22 protein-coding genes are annotated in these 22,698 nt (G+C 61.1%); 6 read left to right on the top strand and 16 right to left on the bottom strand.

Annotated features, from left to right (window positions below; translation table 11 throughout):
* Positions 1–201: 201 nt before the first annotated feature.
* From A9404_RS13355 to pcnB, 15 genes are all read right to left on the bottom strand, one after another.
* Positions 202–495 carry a hypothetical protein gene (locus tag A9404_RS13355; protein ID WP_156521237.1) on the bottom strand — a complete coding sequence of 98 codons (294 nt, stop codon included), beginning with the start codon at positions 493–495 and terminating at the stop codon, positions 202–204.
* Positions 496–1,253: 758 nt separating this feature from the next.
* On the bottom strand, positions 1,254–1,727 hold the full coding sequence (locus A9404_RS04425; RefSeq protein ID WP_066099052.1) for a hypothetical protein: 474 nt from the start codon (positions 1,725–1,727) through the stop codon (positions 1,254–1,256).
* Between the two features lie 96 nt (positions 1,728–1,823).
* Complete coding sequence (locus tag A9404_RS04430) at positions 1,824–2,528, bottom strand: hypothetical protein (RefSeq protein WP_066099054.1); 705 nt, start codon at positions 2,526–2,528, stop codon at positions 1,824–1,826.
* A gap of 147 nt (positions 2,529–2,675) precedes the next feature.
* On the bottom strand, positions 2,676–3,227 hold the full coding sequence (locus A9404_RS04435) for a hypothetical protein (protein WP_156521238.1): 552 nt from the start codon (positions 3,225–3,227) through the stop codon (positions 2,676–2,678).
* A 355-nt stretch (positions 3,228–3,582) separates the two neighbouring features.
* Complete coding sequence (locus A9404_RS04440) at positions 3,583–4,347, bottom strand: cytochrome c1 (RefSeq protein WP_066099057.1); 765 nt, start codon at positions 4,345–4,347, stop codon at positions 3,583–3,585.
* Complete coding sequence (locus A9404_RS04445; protein ID WP_066099059.1) at positions 4,344–5,555, bottom strand: cytochrome b; 1,212 nt, start codon at positions 5,553–5,555, stop codon at positions 4,344–4,346. Before A9404_RS04445 ends, A9404_RS04440 begins: the two co-directional genes overlap by 4 nt.
* Entirely contained in the window at positions 5,552–6,148 is a 597-nt protein-coding gene (petA, locus tag A9404_RS04450) for a ubiquinol-cytochrome c reductase iron-sulfur subunit (protein ID WP_066099060.1), read from the bottom strand. Before petA ends, A9404_RS04445 begins: the two co-directional genes overlap by 4 nt.
* Before the next feature lie 280 nt (positions 6,149–6,428).
* The gene (locus A9404_RS04455) at positions 6,429–7,178 is read right to left on the bottom strand and encodes a Nif3-like dinuclear metal center hexameric protein (RefSeq protein WP_156521239.1); all 750 of its coding nucleotides are present in this window, start codon (positions 7,176–7,178) and stop codon (positions 6,429–6,431) included.
* Positions 7,179–7,194: 16 nt separating this feature from the next.
* Positions 7,195–7,710: a hypothetical protein gene (locus tag A9404_RS04460; protein ID WP_066099061.1), complete on the bottom strand. Its 516-nt coding sequence runs from the start codon at positions 7,708–7,710 to the stop codon at positions 7,195–7,197.
* A gap of 110 nt (positions 7,711–7,820) precedes the next feature.
* Positions 7,821–9,185, bottom strand: coding sequence for a tRNA lysidine(34) synthetase TilS (gene tilS, locus A9404_RS04465; protein WP_066099063.1), 1,365 nt, complete (start codon positions 9,183–9,185; stop codon positions 7,821–7,823).
* A 57-nt stretch (positions 9,186–9,242) separates the two neighbouring features.
* A complete protein-coding gene (locus A9404_RS04470) occupies positions 9,243–10,202 on the bottom strand; it encodes an acetyl-CoA carboxylase carboxyltransferase subunit alpha (RefSeq protein ID WP_066099065.1) in 960 nt (319 codons plus the stop codon).
* A 111-nt stretch (positions 10,203–10,313) separates the two neighbouring features.
* A complete protein-coding gene (panC, locus tag A9404_RS04475) occupies positions 10,314–11,219 on the bottom strand; it encodes a pantoate--beta-alanine ligase (RefSeq protein ID WP_066099067.1) in 906 nt (301 codons plus the stop codon).
* Between the two features lies 1 nt (position 11,220).
* Positions 11,221–12,039 carry a 3-methyl-2-oxobutanoate hydroxymethyltransferase gene (gene panB, locus A9404_RS04480; RefSeq protein ID WP_066099068.1) on the bottom strand — a complete coding sequence of 273 codons (819 nt, stop codon included), beginning with the start codon at positions 12,037–12,039 and terminating at the stop codon, positions 11,221–11,223.
* A 62-nt stretch (positions 12,040–12,101) separates the two neighbouring features.
* Entirely contained in the window at positions 12,102–12,626 is a 525-nt protein-coding gene (gene folK, locus A9404_RS04485) for a 2-amino-4-hydroxy-6-hydroxymethyldihydropteridine diphosphokinase (RefSeq protein ID WP_197490431.1), read from the bottom strand.
* A gap of 17 nt (positions 12,627–12,643) precedes the next feature.
* Positions 12,644–13,996, bottom strand: a complete 1,353-nt coding sequence (gene pcnB, locus A9404_RS04490) for a polynucleotide adenylyltransferase PcnB (protein WP_197490432.1) — start codon at positions 13,994–13,996, stop codon at positions 12,644–12,646.
* 316 nt (positions 13,997–14,312) lie between these two features.
* Between pcnB and A9404_RS04495 the strand changes: the two genes are divergently transcribed.
* From A9404_RS04495 to A9404_RS04520, 6 genes are read left to right on the top strand one after another with little or no spacing between them, the layout of a single operon-like run.
* Positions 14,313–17,120 (top strand): monovalent cation/H+ antiporter subunit A, encoded by a 2,808-nt coding sequence (locus A9404_RS04495; RefSeq protein ID WP_066099070.1) that lies wholly within the window; start codon positions 14,313–14,315, stop codon positions 17,118–17,120.
* Positions 17,120–17,500, top strand: coding sequence for a Na+/H+ antiporter subunit C (locus A9404_RS04500; RefSeq protein ID WP_066099072.1), 381 nt, complete (start codon positions 17,120–17,122; stop codon positions 17,498–17,500). Before A9404_RS04495 ends, A9404_RS04500 begins: the two co-directional genes overlap by 1 nt.
* Positions 17,497–19,194 carry a monovalent cation/H+ antiporter subunit D gene (locus A9404_RS04505; RefSeq protein ID WP_082922734.1) on the top strand — a complete coding sequence of 566 codons (1,698 nt, stop codon included), beginning with the start codon at positions 17,497–17,499 and terminating at the stop codon, positions 19,192–19,194. The genes A9404_RS04500 and A9404_RS04505 overlap by 4 nt, the downstream gene beginning before the upstream one ends.
* Complete coding sequence (locus A9404_RS04510) at positions 19,194–19,727, top strand: Na+/H+ antiporter subunit E (RefSeq protein ID WP_066099074.1); 534 nt, start codon at positions 19,194–19,196, stop codon at positions 19,725–19,727. The genes A9404_RS04505 and A9404_RS04510 overlap by 1 nt, the downstream gene beginning before the upstream one ends.
* A complete protein-coding gene (locus tag A9404_RS04515; protein WP_066099076.1) occupies positions 19,724–20,008 on the top strand; it encodes a K+/H+ antiporter subunit F in 285 nt (94 codons plus the stop codon). Before A9404_RS04510 ends, A9404_RS04515 begins: the two co-directional genes overlap by 4 nt.
* A complete protein-coding gene (locus tag A9404_RS04520; protein ID WP_066099078.1) occupies positions 20,005–20,361 on the top strand; it encodes a Na+/H+ antiporter subunit G in 357 nt (118 codons plus the stop codon). The genes A9404_RS04515 and A9404_RS04520 overlap by 4 nt, the downstream gene beginning before the upstream one ends.
* A 15-nt stretch (positions 20,362–20,376) precedes the next feature.
* Here A9404_RS04520 and A9404_RS04525 read toward each other — a convergent pair whose 3' ends face one another.
* A complete protein-coding gene (locus tag A9404_RS04525) occupies positions 20,377–22,665 on the bottom strand; it encodes a PAS domain-containing protein (RefSeq protein WP_066099079.1) in 2,289 nt (762 codons plus the stop codon).
* Between the last annotated feature and the right edge of the window lie 33 nt (positions 22,666–22,698).

Here is a 22,698-nt window from a genome sequence, read left to right on the forward strand (position 1 = left end):
GGTACCTCCCTGTGGGCGACGCCCTTCCCTGCCACTATGCACCAAGCCCCAACGATGCGCGACCCGGAATTTGAAGGGCGTGTTTGCGGCCAGATTGGGCTACCGAACTGCTGACAGAAAACACCAAGTATCGCCCGAGTGCCTAACGGTTAAGCTCAGCCGAGGCGGCGCGGTAGCGCCGACGTCGGCTGGAGTGAATTTTTATGAGTTTTCATTGATAAATTCTTTCCAATCAAGCATTACCTTTGCAGCTTCTATTGCTTTTTCTTTATCAAAAGACAATCCCATATTTTCAGATGCTGCCCATTTTAAATATTCAACAATATCTTCAAGATTTCCTGCTTGCACCCGACCGTAGATAGCAGTCATATAACTATGATATTCGTCACGAGCTTGAGGCATACCGCTGACCCCGATAGGGTCCCAAATATAATGAACTACTTCTTCTATGCGCTGATATAGATCAGCATCTTTCGGTAACATATTCTCGTTCATACAGACTCATAACGTTTGAATTCAGCGGACGGCAAAAGCGCAGCTTTTGACGGTCCGCTGGAATGATTTGTTATGCGTGATTTATAGGCCACTTGCGATTGCCTGCTTGATTATTGGGGCCACAGACTCTTTTGAGATTCCGCGTTCTCGGCAGTATTCCGACAGCAGCCATACAGAGAGTTGTTTTTGGCCTTTGCTGGAGTTGCACCCACGACAGCAAAGCGCGATGTTTTCTCTTGTGATGATTTTTTCATCATTGATGATGTGTTCCCAGCTTGCTGACGACTTTGTGGAAACTTTGGGAGTGGTAAATGGCGTGCCGCAATAGACGCACGCTTTATCGCGGGCGCGGACTTCCGTTTCTAACCAAGCAGGGATGTTCCAGTTATTTGCCACGGCTAAGAGCTTTACGCATAACGCCTAAGCTAACCCGCCGCCGGAGCGCGGCGCGCGGAGGGAACCCAGCGGCGTAGCCGGTGGGCGGTCGGGTTGAGCGTGATGTTAGGCGCGGGATGATGAAATGCCGGTGAACCCATGACCTGCGGTACCTCCCTGTGGGCGACACCCTTCCCTGCCACTATGCACCAAGCCCCGACGATACGCGACCCGGAATTTGAAGGGCGTGTTTGCTGCCAGATTGGGCTACCGAACTGCTGACAGAAAACACCAAGAATCGCCAGAGTGCCTAACGTTTAGCTTGAGGGGCGCGGAGACAGCGAGCGAAGCTTGCTGGCGGAGCGTCCCTCTCGAAGCGATTGTTAGGCATTTTTACCCTCGAATATCGGTTTTAAATGATATTGCGCTAACGCCTCAAGCAGGCCAAGCGCAAATGAATCGCCGTTGTCTTTGATAAGCAACTCAATGCGGGACATGTTGGCCTTGATCCAGTTCTGGATGTTCAGTTTTGAAAGCGAGTCGATTTCCAGATGCTTTTCTGGTGGGTATTGATTTTTGAGTTGTTCTTTGTGTTTCATTATTGATTTCGGCATTGTGCTTGGGGTGGTTTCGTCCAAGTTGTAATGATGGGAGTTCCATCTGGCTTTGCTTTTTGCGCCAGCCTTACCAACCTTGAAACAACACCTTTCATTCATGAAGACGTAAACGCCACACCATCCTGTTTGAAGGGTAGTTGGATTGTGGCTTTGACCATTCTGCATGAATGTTGCTGACACACTTATGCCGGTTAAGCGCTCAAATTCTGCTTTGATGGTGTCAGCGATTTCTTGGCTCATATTCGTGATGCCTAACGTTTCGCATCACCGGCGGTAAAAAGTGGTGCGACGAGGAACGAGGAGCGCCGCTTTTTACCGTCCGCGTGCATGCGATTGTTAGCCCTTTTTACTTTCAACGACACAATAGCCATTTTTTAAAACCAGCCCATATTGGCCGCCCGGCTTTTTGACTAACGGATTCCACTCAATGAAATCCGAAACATCTAAAAAGAATGATGCCCGTTCATCCCCTTCCTCTACTGAAGATAGATCAGTCGTTATCCCACCAGTCTCGAATAAACGAAAGATGTCCAAAAGAATCCATAGTGCTTCGTCGTCATCGGACAAAGATGTCGTACTTAGCAATTCGCGCCGAAAACTTATTGGATTAGGATAGTCACCGAGAACACGGAATGGAGCCTCCCATTGAAGTAATCGCGCAAGTTCGTAGGACGAAACATGGGCTATTTGCTCTATGTTAGGTAACTTGGGCGAAATAGCCTTTAGTTCACGATATTTTTCTTCGTCCAATAGGATTGAACCTTTCACCCGCGTGAAATAGGGCGGATCATATTCGCTCGCTTCCCAAGACCCTTGATCCATTTTTCCAAATGCTGGCAGCATAAAAATAAGTTTGCTGAGCTTTCTTATAGAGAGCCAGCCGCCAGAAGCGCAACCCGGGTACCCGCAGTGGTCGCATACTTGAAATTGAATGGGATCTTCATCAAAGTCCATCAATTCGATTGCGTTTGCTAGATTCTCGTCATCGGCGTAAATGGAAGTAACTTCCACAGTTCCTTGCCCGGAGGATGAAAAATCCATCCTTTTAGGTTTCGCCTTAAATTCGTTCGGAGTCCACATTTGTTTTAAAGGGCTAACGCCGTAGCTCAGGGGCGACCGGAGGCCGAAGGCCGGAGGGAACCGAGAAGCATAGCTTCTCGGGCGTCCCCTGGAGCGGCGGGTTAGCCATCATTTGGAAAGCTCGGCGCGAATAAAAGTTGCAAGCGACTCTCCGGCGTTCCATTTCTTTAGATCGATGACGGTGCCGCCGTGTTTTGTCTTGGCGCGTTTTAGCGCTCTTTTTCCATCGCAGGTCAGGACAACTGATACCGTCGATCTCGCGGCAAGCGAGACGTCAGCCTCATTTCTGTATAGGCCGGTGGGTCTCTTAGTTGGGCCAACCGAAGACCTCTCCGCGCGGAGGACCGCCAACTCTTCCTCGCTTGCAAAACGCCCGCAATCAAAGCCAGCTACCCGTTGTTGCTCCGGCGGTAGAGATTCGTCGTAGAACCCGAAATACGTATCGGTAGAAATCATTCTGTCGTTCAGAGCGGCCTCGACATACTTGCGTTTTTCAGAGGGCATGTGAGGGATTTCAAACTCCGCTTCCCTTGTTATCTGAATGGAAAATTGATCGCTAGGAAGCTCCAAGCGCAAATCGACTCCTCGATCGAAGAATGCATCCCAAGCGTTGCTGTCGACAAACAAAGAAATCGGCATGGCACTCATGATGGCTAACAAGCAATATACACCTTAACAGGTGTATATTTCGGTGGGTGTAGGTGTATAACACAATCACTCATGGTCTATCTCCTTGTTTTTGCTCGATGCCGTAAAAATAGCGGGCTCGTCTTCAAAAGCAAACACACCTTCATGAAAAATCCGCGTTAAACACATGGTCTGATAGGCACGAAGCATTGCAGCAACCGCAGGAAAACACAATAGCTTCATCGGGTTAACGGTACGCTCGTGAATTATCAATCGCGATAGTGCCTTCGTCGATTTCACCGCGGCACATCCCCAAGCGAGTCTGATCCCCAAAAACAAAGGCCATGCAGCAATGCATGGCCTTTGTCATGTTTCACGGACGCGCGTCTTACGCGTCGGGCGCCTTTTTCACATCACGCCAGTATTCCTTCTTCAGGAAGTACATCAGCACGGTGAACAGGAGGATGAACACGAGCACGTACGGGCCATAGGCCATGCGCTGCATCTTGGCCGGTTCGGACATGTACACCATGTAGGCGACGAGGTCCTTGACCATGCTGTCGAACTGGGCGGGTTGCATGCTGCCCGGCACAAGCGGGGCTTCGAGGTGATCCAAGCGCTTGTCGGTCGAGCCGTCCGGCAGTTTTACGTCCTTGTATACCGGCTGCAGAACGCCCTGCTCGGCCGCGAAGACGTCCGGCATGCCCACACCCGGGAAGACGGCGTTGTTCACGCCCCAACGCTTGCCCGGATCGGCATAGAACGAGGTGAGATAGGTGTAGAGCCAGTCGGCACCTTTGACGCGGGCGATCAGGCTCAGGTCCGGGGGAACGACACCGAAAACGACCTTCGCGTAGTCGGCCGGCATGAAGCCCATCATTTCGTTACCCGGCTTGGCGCCCGGCGGCAGCAGGGCCGCCAGTTGCTTGTCGTTCAGGCCCAGATCCTTCGCGACGCGGCCGTAGCGCATGTATTCGGCGTTGTGGCAGGTGGCGCAGCGGGCCAGGAAGGTTTCTGCGCCACGGTACAGTGCGGCCTTGTCGTTCAGGTTGATGTCGACGTGCTTGAGCGGCACGCCGCCCTCCCCGCCGCCGGCCAGGGCTGCGGACACCCCCAGCAGATTCGCAATGATGAAGACAAAGGTTCTGATCATGTCAACCGCTCCGGTACAGGTTTCGTCTTTTCAACTCGGCTGACCACGAAAAGCGCCACGAAAAAGCCAAAGTAAACGAATGAGAAAATCCGCGCGAACAGGGTGTGCCAGTAGCTCACGGGTTGGGTACCGAGGTAGCCCAGGCCGATGAAGGCCACGACGAAGGAGAACAGCAGCACCTTGAACGCCATCGAGCGGTAGCGGATGGACTTGGTGCGACCCCGATCGATCCACGGCAGCAGGAAGAAGATGAGGATCGCGGCGCCCATGGCCACCACGCCGAGGAACTTGTCCGGCACGGCGCGCAGGATCGCGTAGTGCGGTGCGAAGTACCAGACCGGCGCGATGTGTTCCGGGGTTTTCAGCGGATCGGCCGGAATGAAGTTCGGTGCTTCCAGGAATTTCCCGCCGCCGTCCGGCCAGTAGAAGATCACCAGGGCGAACAGGAACATGAAGAACCCTGCCATGAAGAGGTCTTTTACGGTGTAGTACGGGTGGAACGGAATCCCGTCGATGGGCTTGCCGTGCTCGTCCTTGTTGGACTTGATCTCTATGCCATCGGGGTTGTTGGAGCCGACTTCGTGCAGCGCCATGATGTGGCCACCGATCAGGAACAGAAGCACCAGCGGCAGCGCGATCACGTGCAGGGCGAAGAACCGGTTCAGGGTGACGTCGGAAACCACGTAGTCGCCGCGGATCCACAGCGCCAGATCGGGGCCGATGTACGGGATGGAACCGAACAGGGAGATGATGACCTGGGCACCCCAGAAGGACATCTGCCCCCACGGCAGCAGGTAGCCCATGAAGGCTTCGGCCATGAGCGCCAGCAGGATCAGCACGCCGAAGATCCAGATCAGTTCGCGCGGCTTCTTGTAGGAGCCGTACATCATGCCGCGGAACATGTGCAGGTAGACGGCGATGAAGAAGAACGACGCGCCCGTGGAGTGCATGTAGCGGATCAGCCAGCCCCAGTGCACGTCGCGCATGATGTATTCGACGGAGTTGAACGCTTCGGCGGCCGACGGCTTGTAGCTCATGGCCAGCCAGATGCCGGTGACGATCTGGATCACGAAGATCATCAGCAGGATCGAACCGAAGAAGTACCAGAAGTTGAAGTTTCTCGGCACGTAATACTGTGCGAGGTGCGCATTCCAGAAATGCGAGATGGGTAGACGGTCGTCCACCCATTTGCCGAGTTTTTGAATCATGCTTTTTTCTCCGCAACACCAATGCGGATCAGATCCTCACTGGCAAAAATGTAATCCGGCACCAGGAGATTCAGGGGTGCGGGCATCGATTTGTAGACGCGGCCGGCCAGATCGTACTTGGAACCGTGGCAGGGGCAGAAGAACCCGCCGATCCAGTCGGGGCCGAGATCCTTCGGCGCCACTTCGGGGCGGTAGGTCGGCGCACAGCCGAGGTGCGTACAAATACCGACGACGACCAGGAACGGCTCCTTGCGCGACCGGTAGAAATTGTCGGCGAATTTCGGCTGCTGACTCTGCACCTTGCTGTCCGGGTCCAGCAACTGGCTGTCGAGACTGGGCAGCGATTCGATCATTTTCGGGGTGCGGTGCACCACGTAGATGGGCTGGCCCCGCCAGGCGACGGTGACCATCTGTCCCGGGGACAACTTGGCCACATTGACATCGACCGGCGCGCCTGCGGCTTCCGCCTTGGCGCTCGGTTCAAAGGAAGACAGAAAAGGAACGGCTGCGAAGCCCATTCCGACTGCGCCCACCGCGGTGGCCGATCCCGTCAGAAATCGCCGGCGTGCAGAATTTACAGGAATATCAGCCATCAATAACTCGCTCCAAAAAAATCAAAAACAGACCGTTTTACCCGTCTGGTCACATCACGCTGTCGGTTGCGGACATTCGACCGTTCACCGGAATCCGAAAACTCCGGCGCAGTCTGTTCTTATTGAACTCGACAGCTCTGCAACGTGCCCGCGTCGCGGCACCTTTCATCGCTCAAACCTGACGATTCTTACGGTTCAGGCCGCGTACGTCAAACAAGTGTCATTAATCCATTTCATGACATCTTTATCGCATGGCCATGGGCACGGGCATGCACTTTCTTCACACGGGGTTGTCGATATCGACAAAGGTCACCCGTACGTCGAACTGGCTGGCAATCCGATCGCCCAACAAGCGAACGCCGTCTCGCTCGGTGGCATGATGCCCGGCCGCAAAATACACAATGCCCTCCTCCCTGGCAACATGCGTGGTCCGCTCGCTGATCTCGCCGGAGATGTAGGCATCCAGCCCCAGGGCCGCCGCATCGCCGATGTAGTCCTGCGCGCCGCCGGTACACAGGCCGATCTGTCGCAGAGGCCGATTCGTCGGCCCGACGACCAGCGGCGGGCGCCCGAGCACCTCGGTCAGGCGCGCCGTCAGATCATCGACCGTGCAGGAATCCGGCAAGGTGCCCGCCACCGCCAGTTCCTGCGCGCCGAACAGACGGCGCTCCGTCAGGCCCAATTGATCCGCGAGAGCTGCATTGTTGCCGAATTCGGGCTGACGATCGAGCGGCAAATGATAGGCAATCAAATTGATGTCATGCTTAATCAGCGCTGCGATCCGCCGGTATTTCATGCCGACGATGGGTGCCGGCTCGTTTTTCCAGAAGAAGCCATGATGCACCAGGATGGCGTCCGCACGCAGATCGATCGCCACGTCGATCAGCTCCTGACAGGCCGTAACGCCGGTCACGATATGGGCGATCCGCTCGCGTCCTTCCACCTGCAGGCCATTGGGCGCGTAATCTGGCGAGCCCGACGATGCCAGCACGTCGTCGCAGAAAGCTACAAGGTCTGATCGATGAATCATCTGGCGGTTCCTTTGTTCATTTGACGTCGTTGATGTCGGGACCGGCGGCCGAGAACCCGGTCGATGCCGGTCGCGGATGATCCTGCCCATGCCAGCGGCGCTTCAGCCCATGAATCACCAGAATCAGCACGAAAAACACGGATGAGGTAAGCCCCAGGACCAGGAGCAGTCGCCACTCGCCGGGATCGGTGGGCAACAGGATCAGTTTTCGGATAAGCACGACAAAACCGGTTTCCAGCAGCGTCACGGCGTAATCGAACGGGTTCCTCAGAAACAGCGATTTCACGATGGCGAGGATGATCAGCACGTAGAGGCCATCCGTCAGCAATTCGTTGATCGCCGTGAAATCCAGGGCGCCATGCGCCGCGGTGAGCACGCTCAATTTCACCGCGAAGCTGAAAATGCAGACCAGGGTATAGGCGATCATCAGCACCATGAATGTCTGTCGCAAAATCGCGAGGGCCTGGGCCAGCACGCGGTCGAGCCAGCGCGTCCAGCGTTTGGGGGTCACATGCTCCAGATGAATCGACATAACTGCTCCCGTATTCGTCGCTTGCGCCCTGTGCGGGCCGATATCCCGTGGAGGATCGCCGCCTGCTGCGACGCGCCCCAACGCGAAACAACCCGCCCATCGACGTCGGATCAGCCGGTCAGGTCATCCGGCGGCAACTGTACCACGGGCGCGGTCGGGACCGCCTCCACCCGCCAACCGGGGGCACCATGGGCGGGTCGGAACGCGAGATCCACCCCCAACGTCGCAAGGCAGGCCAGCTGCCCGTCGATTTCGATGACCACAGCCGACTCCCGTGACCACGGCGGCACGCCCTGCGCCTGAAACCAGTTCTTCAGGGTGCGCGATGGGCGCTTGGCCTGGGTACGGATCCGGTCCTGCGGTTGACGCGCGCGCAACAGCCAATCCCGTGTCAGCCAGCGGGCATCGATGGCCAGCGGGTCCGACGAGTTCGTGGGTACGAGCCGCCAGACACGGCTGTTCGTCCAGGCCACAGGCTGTCGCTTGTCCGCCCAGACGACCGGTGTCGCCGGCGTCGATTCGTCGCCCGTCCGCCAGTACAGACGATCCCGATAGCGCGTGATGCGCCAATCGCCCCAGGCTAGCGTGGGCATCCGCGCCGAGGCGGACTGCTGCAGTTGATCCACGAAGGACTGGAGGCGGGCCCGAGGCGGCATCAACGCCCCGCGACGCCGAATCCAGGCCCGAAGGACGTTTGTTTGCCGGGCGAGTGGCAGACCAATCAGACGCACGGTCGGCAGATCCGTTCCATCCAGAGTCCCCCCGGCATCCAGTTCGGCCAGGGCGGAGAGCAGCGTCAGATCCTCGCCTGCCTGCGCGGCGGTCTGATCCAGTCGGGCGACGGCCTGCGGCCACCGGACGTTCAAGCGCGGCAGAATCTCGGCGCGAAGGTAGTTGCGGTCATGGCGCAAGTCGGCGTTGCTGGGGTCGCTCACGAAACCGAGACCGCTCTGCTCGGCCGGTGCGCGCAATTCGGCCCGGGGCATGTCCAGGAAGGGACGCCAATGCCAGCCGTTGGCAAAACGCGACCAGACGGGCATGGCGGCAAGACCTGCGGCTCCACTGCCGCGCAGGGCAGCAAGCAGGACGGTTTCGGCCTGATCCTCGGCATGGTGCGCCGTCACGAGCACGCCCGATGGGGGCTGCGTTGTCATCCAATCGGCAAGGGCCTGGTAGCGCGCCGCGCGGGCGCGGGCCTCCAGTGAGCGGTGACCGTGCTCGGTCTGCGGCGGAACGTTCACCCGGAGCGTATGTGCCGATACCCCGAGGTGCTGCGCCTGGGCACAGGCCAGATCGCTCCAGGAAGCGGACTCCGGATGGATCTGATGATCCACGCTCACGACGCTCAGATGATGAATATCGCCCCGGGCGTGCAGTTCCTGCAGGCGAATGAGCGCGCCCAGGGAATCCGCCCCGCCCGAACTGGCGAGAACGACCCGAGCCTGCGCAGGAAATTCGGTATGATCCACCGCCATCGAGGTCTCCGGGATTCGATGCGCCAACCGGGGCGGTTCGGCTCGCCGCGGCGCGGGTTACTCTTCCAGGAACTGTCCGTAGCTCATGAGCCGCTCGTAGCGACGGGTCAACAGGGCACTTGTCGGTCGGTTCATCTGCTTGAGCAGGGCCCGCTTGATCGAGGCCTTGAGGGTCTGCGCCATGAGGGGGATATCCCGATGGGCGCCGCCGCAGGGCTCGGGCACCACTTCGTCGATCAAACCGAGTTCCAGCAGACGCGGGGCGGTGATGCCCAGTGCCTCAGCCGCCTCGGGCGCCTGCTCGGCACTCTTGTAGAGGATCGACGCGCAACCTTCGGGGGAAATCACCGAGTAGGTGCCGTACTGCAACTGCATCACATGATCGCCGACACCGATGGCCAGAGCGCCGCCCGAACCACCCTCGCCGATCACCGTCACGATGATCGGCGTCGGCAGGTCGGCCATCACGTACAGGTTGCGGGCAATGGCCTCGCTCTGTCCCCGCTCCTCGGCATCGATGCCCGGGTAGGCGCCCGGCGTGTCGATGAAGGTCAGTACCGGGAGCTTGAACTTGGCGGCCAGCTCCATGAGTCGCTTGGCCTTGCGGTAACCCTCGGGACGGGGCATCCCGAAGTTTCGCCGGATCTTTTCCTTGGTATCCCGGCCCTTCTGATGGCCGATGATCATGACCGGAATGCCGTCGAACCGGGCCATGCCGCCCACGATCGCCTGATCGTCCGCAAAGGCGCGATCGCCGTGCAGCTCGACGAAATCCGTACACAGGTGCTGGACGTAGTCGAAGGTATAGGGGCGCTGGGGATGGCGGGCGATCTGGTTGATCTGCCAGGCGGTGAGGTTGCTGAAAATCGACCGCGTCAATTCCGTGCTCTTGGCTTCAAGACGCGCAATTTCCTCGTTGATGTCCAAACCGGCGGTGTTGTCCATCAACCGCAGTTCGCGGATTTTTGCATCCAGTTCCGCGATAGGCTGTTCAAATTCAAGGTAATTGGGATTCATTGAACGCTTCCGAAAAAACAAACGTGATAGGGATTCTAACGTAAACCGTCGGCCGGGCTCGACTTGCCCGCGCTTTCCGCCTGATCGCGCGGAGCGAATCGACCCGGCGCACTAGCCGACGCGGCAATTGTCCAGCAACCGGACAGCACCCAGACGGGCGGCTGCCAACAGGATTCCCGACCCTTGTCCCTGGCCGTCATCCTGGCCGTCATCCAGGCCGTCATCTTGGCGGGGCAACAGGGTATCGACATCGCAATACGCGAAATAATCGATAACGAATCCTGCAGCGGTCAAGGCATCGATGCCTTCGGCGAGCACCTGGGCCACGGGGGCCGCACGCCCTTCGATGCGTTCCGCCGCGCGGCGAAGCTCGCCATTCAGCCGCGGTGCAATTGCCCGCTCGGCAGCGGTCAGGAAACGGTTGCGGGAGCTAAGCGCCAGGCCGTCGTCCGCCCGCGCGGTGGCCACGGGCTCGATTTCGATATCGAAATCCAGATCGCGCACCAGCCGCCGCACGATCTGCAACTGCTGAAAATCCTTCTCGCCGAACACGGCCACTGCGGGCCGCACCAGTTGAAACAGCTTGGCGACCACGGTGATCATGCCCGCAAAGTGCCCCGGCCGCGCCGCACCTTCCCAATGCTCGGCCAGCGGCCCCGGCATCACGCTGACCTGCAGGCCGGTACCGTCAGCCGTGGCATCGGGGTAGATGGTTTCCAGCGACGGCAGAAATACCGCATCGACGCCGCGTGCCGTCAGCAGCGCGCAATCCTCCGTTTCCGTCCGCGGGTAGCGGGCCAGATCGCCCGGATCGTTGAACTGGAGCGGGTTGACGAAGATGGAAACCAGTACGGCCCGCGGCGAAGACAGCCGGGTCATCTGACGGGCCTGATCGACCAGGCGCATATGGCCCGCATGCAGATTGCCCATGGTCGGTACGAAGGCGATCGCGGTTCCGGCCGCCTGCTGCTCGGCGCGCCACTGGGCGAGCTCCGCGCGTGTCCGCAAGATCCGCATGTCAGATGTAGCCCTCGTGCTCCGCCGGGAAGCTGCGGTCTCGGACGGCCGCCACATAGGCCGTCAGCGCCTGACCGATGGAACCGCGTCCACGCAGAAAATCGCGCACGAACCGCGGCGGATGATCGTTGAGCCCGAGCAGGTCATGCAGGACGAGCACCTGACCATCCACGCCGTTCCCGGCACCGATGCCGATCACCGGCGTTTCCAGGGCGGTCGCCAGACGGGTACCCAGCGGGCCGGGGACACATTCCACCAGTACCATCACGGCGCCCGCTTCGACCAGAACCTCGGCATCGTGCAGGATACGCGCGGCATCCTCGGCATCCCGACCCTGAACCCGATAGCCGCCCAACTGGCGCACATGCTGCGGCAGCAGCCCGACATGGGCGCAGACCGGGATACCCGCATCGGTCAGCGCGCGGATGATCGGAGCCTTGGCTTCCCCGCCCTCGATCTTGACGAGATCCGCCCCGCCCTCCTGCAGGAGCCGGCCGGCGCTCGCCAAAGCCTGGGCCACGGTGCTATCGGACAGGAAGGGCATGTCGGCCATGATCAGGCGGCCGGGCGCGCCCCGACGAACCAACTGGGTGTGGTAGACCATGTCATCCAGGGTGACGGACAGGGTATCGCGCTGTCCCTGGACCACCATGCCGAGCGAATCGCCGACCAGCAGGACGTCGATCCCGGCCTCATCGGCCGCACGGGCAAAACTGGCATCGTAAGCGGTCAACATGGTGATCGGCTGCTTCCGGCGTTTCGCCTGCCAGAGGGCGGGAATCGTTCGGGGCACAATCACGTCATCGGCCGTGTTCATCATTCGGATCACTCATTGGCTTGGGAATTCAGGGAAAAGGCGAAAACACCCGCAAGGTGTCTGGGCTAGCCGCCGTGGGCGTCGGGGATGACCCGCAACGCATGCACCGGCGCCGCCGCCAGCAGATCGACGATCCGGCGACCGTCCGGCAACGCGGCCTCCGGCGCAATTTCCGCCCAGGGCTCCAATACGAAGCGTCGCTCGGCAATCCCCGGATGCGGCACGGTCAGGTCGGGCTGATCGATCGTCTGGTCGCCATAGGTCAAAATATCCAGATCCAGCACACGCTCGCCCCAATATCGGGTGGCGTAGCGTCCGGCTGCCTGCTCCAGGGCCTTGAGCGCCCCCAGAAGCTCTCCCGGAGATAACCGGGTGACCAGCAACGCGACCGCATTCACGTAATCGGGTTGATCCTGCGGCCCCATCGGCGGGTTCGCATACAGTTTAGATCGCTTGAGCACCGACGTCTGCGGCAGGCAGTCCAGCGCCTGGAGCGCCCGGCCCAGTTGTTCGACCGGATGACCGAGATTGCTCCCGAGCGCAATCGTCGACACGACTTCGTCGGGCTTCATGCCTGCACGATCTGCCATCGGCCGTTCGTCGCGACTCAATGCGGGCGCGACTGGCGGGGTCGGCGCGAACGCCGACGGGGACGCCGCTTCGGATCGCCGTGCGTCACGAAATCTTCGGGCAGGACGGTCGGCACCGCCTCGCCGGAATCCTTGTCGCGCGCCGGCGCATAGTGCCGCCAGAACGCACAGATCGAATCGGACACCTCGCCCACTTCACTCCGCAGACAGAGGAAATCCAGTGCAGCACGGAACCAGGCATGGGCCAGCAGGGTTTTCTGTGCTTCGGTCAAGCCGTCCAGCGGCGCACCGGGCACCATGTTCTGCCCCTCCCGCTCCAGGGCCGGCTGCAAGGACCAGATGACCCGCATCAGATCCGTAAGCCGCCGGGGAATCGCAACCTGACGCACCGTGGCGGCGATCACTTCGTCGGCCGCCAGATCCAGAGCCGCATCGACGTCGACGCGCTGGTGCACCCAGTACTCGCGGCGGCGACTGAGATCGGCCCACAGCAGTCCGGCGAGCAGGAAGGCCGGATTGACGGGCAGACCGAGCTGAATGCGCTCATCGGTACCGGTGAGAATCTTTTCCACCAGGGCGGAAACGCGATCGTAGTCGCGGTCGAGCAGATCGTTCAGACCGGCGAAGAGATAACCCAGCAGATTGAGCTCGCGCAGCTGCAGGAAGCCCGCCCAGGCATGCCCGCCCTGGAACAGCTTGATGCTTTCGTCGAACAGCCGGGCCGGCGCGATGTCCTTCAAGAGATCGCGGCAGATGTGAATGGCCTCCGCCGTTTCCGGCAGGAGCGTGAATCCCAGCTTGGCCATGAAGCGCGCGGCGCGCAGCATCCGGACCGGGTCCTCGCGATAGCGGGTCGCCGGATCGCCGATGATGCGCAGATGGCCGCTCTGCACGTCCTGCCAGCCCTGGACATAGTCGACGAGCGTGTCGTCCGCATAGTTGTAGTACAAGGCATTGCAGGCGAAATCCCGTCGCCAGACGTCCTGGTCGATGGTGCCGAACACGTTGTCGCGCAGGATGCGGCCCTGGTCGGACCGCCGCACGCCCTCGTCATCGCCCCCACGGAAGGTGGTGACCTCGATCAGATCCCGACCGAAGACGACATGCACGATCTTGAACCGGCGCCCGATGATCCGGGCGTGACGGAACAGCGCCTTGACCTGCTCGGGACGGGCATCCGTCACCACGTCGAAATCCTTCGGCCGAACGCCGCGCAGCAGATCGCGCACGCAGCCGCCGACCAGATAGGCGGCATAGCCATGATCGTGCAGGCGCTGAAGAACGTTGAGCGCATGATCGCTGAGATGATCCCGAAGAATCTCGTGTTTTTCGGGCGCGATGTACTCTGGCGAGGGCTTATCGGGAAACAAGGTTTTGATTTCTCGTCTAAAAACTCAAAAATGAACGGTGGTTGCACAGGAATAGAGCGCTAAAGTCTAACATTCGGTCGCCTTGTCGCCATGATCTTATGCTTTCGACATGATAAATTTTCTGCAGATCCCATAAGGCATGTTAGATTTGAGCGAATGAGCCGTTACGCCACCGACTATCGCCGCGACACAAGCGCGATCCCTTCTTTCCTGCGGACATCCGCCCATGGGCAATCCATCAATGCGGTGACCGGCGGCGCGCGCGTTGCCGCCGCACCGTGTTCCCATCGCCACGGCACGAGGTCATGAAGGCCCTATGGCAACCCTGATCCTGATCGTCCTGCTGCCTTTTCTGAGTGCGCCGCTCATCGCTTTGAGCGTCGGCTGGGATCGGCGTGCCGCGCCCTGGGTGGCCGGCGCCACCACGATTACCGGTCTGGTGTTGCTGGGGCTGCTGGTCGGTCACGCCGATCTCGCCACCCCGCAGGTCATCCGCTTTGCCTGGCTGCCGCAGATCGGACTGGATTTCGCCTTCCGACTCGATGGGCTGAGCATCCTGTTCAGCGGCCTGATCCTGCTGATCGGCCTGCTGATCATCGTCTATGCCCGCTACTACCTTTCTTCCCAGGACCATCCGGGGCGCTTCTTCTCGGGCCTCATGCTCTTCATGGGCGCCATGCTCGGCATCGCGCTCTCGGAAAACCTGATCCAGCTGGTGGTCTTCTGGGAACTCACCTCCCTCTCCTCTTTCCTGTTGATCAGCTTCTGGCAACACCGCAAGGAAGCGCGCCAGGGCGCCCGAATGGCTCTGGCCGTGACAGGCATGGGCGGACTGGCCCTCCTCGGGGGGGTGCTGCTGCTCGGCCACGTGGTGGGCAGCTACAACCTGAGCACGGTACTCAATGCCGGCGACACGCTACGCGCCAGTCCGCTGTATCTGCCGATCCTGCTGCTGATCCTGCTCGGCGCCTTCACGAAATCGGCCCAGTTCCCCTTCCATTTCTGGCTGCCCAACGCCATGGCCGCACCGACGCCGGTCTCGGCCTACCTCCATTCGGCCACCATGGTCAAAGCGGGCATTTTCCTGCTGGCTCGCCTGTTTCCCGTGCTATCCGGCACGGAGGAATGGCTGGTGCTGGTCGGGGGCGCCGGCCTCGCCACCTTCCTGCTCGGTGCCTACACGGCCCTGTTCAAGCACGATCTCAAGGGTCTGCTCGCCTACTCCACCATCAGTCACCTGGGGCTGATCACCCTGCTGTTCGGCTTCGGCACACCGCTGGCGGCGGTAGCGGGGATCTTCCATCTCATCAACCACGCCACCTTCAAGGCCTCGCTGTTCATGGTTGCCGGCATCATCGACCACGAGACCGGTACCCGGGACATGCGCCGCCTGGGCGGTTTGGCGCGCAAGATGCCGCACACGGCCACCCTCGCCATCGTGGCTGCCGCGGCCATGGCAGGCGTTCCGCTGCTTAACGGTTTCCTGAGCAAGGAGATGTTCTTCAGCGAGGCGCTGGACGTGGCGCCGGAGTTTGGTCCCACGTGGTTCCTGCCGCTGCTGGTGACGCTCGGGGGCGTGATGTCGGTTGCCTACTCGATCCGCTTCGTCCATGACACGTTTTTCGGAACGCCCGACCCCGATCTACCCAAGGAAATTCACGAGCCACCGCGCATGATGCGCGTTCCGGTGGACATCCTGGTCGTGGTCTGTCTGGCCGTCGGTATCTTCCCGGCCGTCCTGATCGGCGGGCTGCTGAACTTCACCGCCGCTGCCGTCCTGAATGCCGCACCACCCCATTTCAGCCTGGCCATCTGGCACGGTTTCAAGCTCCCCCTACTGATGAGTGCCATTGCCCTGGGCGGCGGTCTGCTCGTTTACGCTCTGCGTCGGCCGCTCACACGGTTCCACGAACACGGCATCGGCCACCTCAATGCGAAGACCCTGTTCGACGCACTCATCGGATCCGTGCACCTGGGCGCTGCATCGGTCACCCGCTGGTTCGATCAGGGACGCTTGCAACCCATGGCCCTCTGGACCCTGATCGCCGCGATCCTGGCGGGGCTGGTCGGTTTCCTCAGCTTCCAGGCACCGCTGTTCGGCCCGGACGTTGATGCCCCGGCCTTTGACGGCATCACCACTGCCGGCATGCTGCTCATGATGGCCGCATCCGTCGTCGCCGCCGGGATTCATACGCAACGCCTGCGCGCCCTGCTGCCGATGAGCGTCGTCGGCCTGGGCGTCGCCCTGCTGTTCGTCCGTTATTCGGCCCCGGATCTCGCCCTCACGCAGCTTTCCGTGGAAGTCATCACCATCGTGCTGATGCTGCTGGCCCTGCGCTATCTGCCGGCCCGGGGCACAAGCGAACGAGGGCCTCGCCAATACCGCGATATCGGCATCGCGGCCCTGGCCGGGATTGGCGCCACGATCCTGACCTATGCCGTCATGTCGCGCGATTACGAGAACATCGCCGGCTACTTCCTGGCCAACAGCCTCACGGAAGGCGGCGGCCATAACGTCGTGAACGTCATCCTGGTGGATTTCCGGGGCTACGATACCTTCGGCGAGATCAGCGTCCTGGCGCTGGCCGCGCTTGGCGTGTTTGCCCTGCTGCAGAATCTCAGACTACCGCAGGACTCGGCCGGCCCGGGTTGCCTGTCCGCGGCCCAGCCGTTGCTATTCCAGACCCTGAGCCAGCTGCTGCTGCCGCTCACCCTCGTGTTCGGGCTGTACATCCTGCTGCGCGGTCACAATGCGCCTGGTGGCGGCTTCATCGCCGGGCTGATCGTCGCCAGCGCACTGATCACGCAGTACCTCGCGCAGGGTGTCCGGGCCACGGAGCGCAAGTTGCTGATCCCGACCCACGGCGCCATCGGGTTCGGCCTGTTGCTCGCTCTGGGCACCGGGCTCGCCGCCATCGCTGCGGGCTTCCCCTTCCTCACCTCCACCTTCGGCCACTGGGAAATCCCGCTGATCGGCAGCGTGGAACTGGCCTCGGCCATGATGTTCGACCTCGGCGTGTTCCTGGTCGTACTGGGCGCGAGCGTGCTGATGCTGGTTCACATGGCGCATCTGGAGCTGCGCCCCTCAGGCGAGAAAGCCGCCACAACGGGAGAGACCGCCTGATGTCCCTGCTTTTCGCCCTGCTGATCGGCATGCTGACGGCCTCCGGCGTGTATCTCACGCTGCGTGCCCAGACTTTCCCCGTCGTACTGGGTCTGACCCTGCTTTCCTACGCGGTCAACCTGTTCCTGTTCGGCATGGGCCGACTGGCCAGCAACGCCGCGGCGGTACTGGGCAACCAGAGCCACTACGCGGACCCGCTTCCGCAGGCCCTGGTGCTGACGGCCATCGTGATCGCCTTCGCCATGACCGCCTTCGTGATCGTGCTGGCACTGAAGACGCGTGCGGAGCTTGGCAATGACCATGTCGACGGTGCGCCGCTCCCCGGTTCAAAATTGTCGGGTCCGACAGCCGAAGACCAGAAGGACGACGCGACATCATGACCGGCCTGTTTTCCGCTCCCGTCTGGCCCCTGCACTGGCTCGCCCTGCCCGTCTTCCTGCCGGTTTTCAGCGCCGTCCTGCTGATCCTGATGCATCGGCGCAGCGTTCGACTGCAACGGATCGTCAGCGGGTCGAGCGTCGCCCTGCTCCTGCTCGGCGTCGCCGCCCTGCTGATCAGCGGCGCCGGCGACCAGCATCTCGTCTACCCCATGGGCGACTGGCCCGCGCCCTTCGGCATCGTCTGGGTCTACGATCGACTGGCCGGGCTCATGCTCCTGCTCACGGCCGGTCTCGCCGTCGTCAGTTTCCTCTATGCCGTCGCAACGGACGAGGATCGACGCGGCCCGCATTTCCACGCCCTGTTCCAGGCGCAGCTCTTCGGGCTGAACGGCGCCTTCCTCACCGGCGACGTCTTCAACCTGTTCGTGTTCTTCGAGGTCCTGCTGCTGGCATCCTACGGCCTGATGCTGCATGGCGGCGGAGCAAAGCGCAGTCGCGCGGGTCTTCACTACATGGTGATCAACCTCATCGGCTCGACCCTGTTCCTGTTCGCTGTGGGCGCGCTCTATGGCGTGCTGGGTACGCTGAACCTCGCCGATCTCGCCGTGAAACTCGGCCAGGCACCCGCACAGAACTACGCCATCATCGCCGCCGCCAGCCTGATGCTCTTCGTGGTGTTCGCGATCAAGGCCGCCGCGTTTCCGCTGTACCTCTGGCTGCCGGCCACCTATGCGGAAACCTCCGCGCCTGTTGCTGCCCTCTTTGCGATCATGACGAAGGTGGGGCTGTATGCCATGCTGCGCGTCCACGGCACCCTGTTCGACGCGGATACGGCACCCGCCGCATTCGTCGATCTCGTGGCACCCTGGCAAATCTGGCTCGGCATCGTGACGCTGGTCATGGGCACCCTGGGCGTGCTTGCGGCACAGAACCTGCGGCGGCAGGTGGCCTATCTGATCCTCGCCTCCGTGGGCACCTTGATGATCGCCCTCGGCATGCGGAGCGAAGCGGCGATCAGCAGCGCCCTGTACTACTGGATTCACACCACGGTGCTGAGCGCAGGCTTCTTCCTGCTGACCGACATGATCCGGCGGGGCCGCGCCCATGGCGACAGCTGGCAATCCGCACCGCCCATGGCCGGGATGGTCCTTATCGGATCTCTGTTCTTCGTCTATGCCCTCGCCATGGCGGGCCTGCCGCCGCTGACCGGGTTCTTCGGCAAGGTTCTCATCCTCTCCGCAGCCATGGACCATCCCTTGCGCACCCCGATTTTCGCAACGATCCTGATCACGAGCCTTCTGGCCGTCATCGCTCTGGCCCGTAGCGGAACCCGACTGTTCTACCGCGTGGAGCAACCGCGCACCGACGCACCGGCAAGTGTCAAGCCGAATACCTGGGCATGGATTGCGGTCGTCAGTCCCCTGCTGGTTGCCGCCTTGATGGTGATTGGTGCCCACCCGCTCAGCAGCTGGCTGGAAGGCACGAGCAGCCAGATCGCTCGGACGCCGGCCTACATCCAGGCCGTCCTGTCCACGGATGCGCGCGCTTCGACGCACCCGGCGTTTCCGGTTCATCCCATCCATGGCATGGACCCTGGCATGGACCCTGGCATGGACCCTGGCATGGACTTGGGCACCAACCCAGGCACAGACCCAGGCACAGACCCAGGCACGACAGCGGGAGGAACACACTGATGAACGCGTTTCTGAAGAAAATCCTGCCCAGACCGCTATTGAGCCTCAGTCTTGCGCTGCTTTGGCTCCTATTGAACAACAGTCTGTCGACGGGACAGATTCTGCTCGGTCTTCTCATTGGATTGGCGATTCCCCCGGCACTGGGGCCGCGGGACACCGCCCCCCTGCCCATCCGTCGGCCCGTGGCGCTGCTCGGCTATGTACTGCTGGTGATCCGCGATATCGTCGTAGCCAACTTCATCGTGGCGCGGCAGGTGCTGGGCCGGAATGCGGCCCTGAAGTCGCAGTTCCTGATCGTCCCGCTGTCCGTCCGACACCCGACGGCCATCAGTTTGTTCGCCAGTACCATCACCCTGACGCCCGGCACGGTTTCCTGCGAGATCGCAGCGGATCGCAGTCACCTGATCGTCCACGCCCTACATACCGATGATGCCGATGACGAGATCGCCGGCATGAAGGACCGATACGAACGGCGGATTCAGCGAATCTTCGGCGAGACCGAAGACACCTCGATGAAAGGAGCCCATTCATGATCGGCATCGCCGCTGTCGTCGGCCTGGCGCTCGTTGGCATCGCCTGCCTGCTGAGCTTCTACCGCGTGCTCCGTGGCCCCGCTCTGGCCGACCGCATCCTGGCGCTGGACACCCTCGCAGTAAACGCCATCGCGCTGATCGTGCTGTTCGGCCTGTGGACGGGCAGCGCCATCAACTTCGAGGCCGCATTGCTGCTCGCGGTGCTCGGCTTCGTGAGCACCGTGGCACTGGCCAAGTACGTCCTGCGAGGCCGAATCATCGAATCGGAGGAACAGTCATGACCATCGCCGAATTCGCGATCGCCGGGCTGATCATTCTGGGCAGCGCATTCGTCCTGCTCGGATCGATCGGTCTCGTCAAGTTTCCGGATTTCTTCATGCGCCTGCATGCGCCCACCAAGGCCTCCACATTGGGCGTCACGGCGCTGCTGCTGGCTTCCGCCCTCTTCTTCTCGTTGAAGTCGGGGCACGCATCCCTCCATGAAGCGCTGATCATCGTGTTCCTGTGGGTGACCGCGCCGATCAGCGCACTGATGCTGGCCTCGTCGGCGCGTTGCCGGCAAACGAAGGACGAGACATCAAGCAAGACGGGCGAACCCCAGACCGACAAGCCCGGGACCACAACCCCCGAATAAGATCCCGATCGACACCTACTCGCCCGTAGCGAGTTCCTCGGTGGCCACGGCGAGCAGCGCCATCAGCGCCGTACGAACCGGGGCCGTGAAACGCATGCCCTCGCCGGCGAAGACGATCCAGGCCCGCACGCAATCTCCATTACCCGTGGACACGGGAATCACCGCGAAAGCACCCACCGGGTGGGATTTGAGCTGATCGCACAATTCGGACTGCAGGGAAAGCCCCGGACTCGGGGCGGCGGATTTGACCTCGTCATCGACAAAGATCGGCGACTGGGCCACCAGAACGCGATCGATCAAGCCATTGGCCGCCAGCTGGTTGGCCAGATCCCGAATCGCCGCGCTACCGCCCGCACACTGAAACAGCTTCTGCTCCTGCTGCTCGATTTGAGGCCCCGTGAGATCCGGTGCCGTCGACCAGACCTCGGGCCAGTGGGTATAGAGACAGGCGGCCACGATCCCGGTCTCCGTAACGATCCGCTCGCTCAGCATGCTGAATCGGTCGGCGGGGAATGACGTTGCCGACGCATCCGGTTCTGGGACGACCGGCGTCTCGGCAGGCGGCTGGCGCCCGGATTGCACCAGGGCCCAGGCCAGGCGATAGAAATCCCGTTCCGCCTGCGTCTGGTGGGCGTTGTCGACGGTTTCACCCAAACTGTCCAGTGCGACGACCACGCCCAGAATCGACTGATCCGACGCCTTGAGGGCGCGCATGCTGACGCGCACCCATTCGCCGACAGGATCGCTCACCCGAATCCGTCGGGTCAGAACCACTTCTTCCCGGATACCCGCGCACAAATCCTGCAGGATCTGTTCATCGCCAGCGCGGACTTCCGCGGAATCGATCAGCGCAGACACCGGCTGAATCAACGCCAGCAACTCCCGACCCAGCATCGCTTCCCGACCGGAATGAAAAATTTGCGCCCAGCGACGATTCACGTTCAGGACCGCGCCCGAGGCCGGATCGACCAGAGCCAGACCGAGTGTCGGCATCTGCTCCCAAAACACGCCCAGCTGATCGCGCTCGCGCACCAATGCAAACAGGGCCTTCTGATGATGCAGACGCATGATCTGCCAGAAAAAGAACAGGGCCAGCAGCAAGGCCATGACGCCGGACAGCGCCGCGACCGCCAGCAATTGACGCGTTTTGCGGATGGGCTGGAGGATTGCGGACTCTGTGTTGGCCGCCCACAGCAGTGCATTGATTTCCGGCACGATCAGACGCGCATACAGCACGGATCTCGGTGAACAATCCAGCCGGCCGCTCATCATTTTAGGCGACGGGGACGGTGTCGCGGCATGCAGATCATCGGATTCCGGTCGAAGCAGCCCACTCAAGGGGCTGGCCTGATCGAGACAGGCAGCCTCTCGGGTGGACAGCGCCCGCACGGTAGCATTGCTGCCCGGATGCAGCGAGAAACTCAACCACTGGCGGGGGGACGACTCGTCCGGCGAGACGAGCATCAGGGTTCGTGCAGGATGATCCGGCTCCGTGGCATCGTGGCCAGCAAGTGCCTGCGCATCAAGCGCACTGTAGAAAACAAGATACCACGGGCCGCCACTCACCTCGCTATGGCCAAGAAAGACGGGCAGCACCCAATAACAATCGACGGAAGATCGTCCCGGACTGAAGCGACAGGAAAACTGCACCTTCGACGTCGCTGCCGCCTGTTCGAACAGGAGATCCGGTGCCTTGGCCGCACTTTTGAGTCCGAATTGCAATTTCTGCAGGTGATCGGCGTTGTACAGCGTGACCGTGACGAATCGCCCATCCGTCACCAATTGACTCAGCTCCCCCAAAGCTTCTGCCGGGTTCTGTGCGTGATTCTGCAATCGCTCGGAGAGGGTTCCTGCCTGCGTTGCCAACCGGGCGACCTGCTCCGCGCGCACGCTCAGCCAATCATGAATCGCCTTGGTTTGGAGCCGCGCCTGGGCGACCAGTTCGGCATGGGCCTGTTTCAGCAACACCGGGCGATACTCGCGCGTGGCGAACGAGACCATGAACAGTTGCGCCAGCAGCGTCACACCAATCAAGGCACCCAGCGCCGCCCACCACACCCGCGCACGGGCATCCGCCAGTGCATGGGTATCGATCACGGAAGACACCGCACCGGCATGACCGCGCTCCAGAAGCAGGAACAACAGCCAGGCCGTAATCAGCACGAAAATGCCACCGACGATCAGACCGCCGATGGAAATCGACCACTGGCTCCCGCCGATGCTTTGCAGGAGCCATTGCATCACCGCAATCCAGACGATGGCAACGATAACGTAAGCCAGAACCCAACGAAGCGATATCGGCATAATCAGTCCTTTGATCTGGCGGTTGACGCACCC

This window comes from Halothiobacillus diazotrophicus (assembly GCF_001663815.1).
GTDB classification, from domain to species: Bacteria; Pseudomonadota; Gammaproteobacteria; order Halothiobacillales; family Halothiobacillaceae; genus Halothiobacillus; species Halothiobacillus diazotrophicus.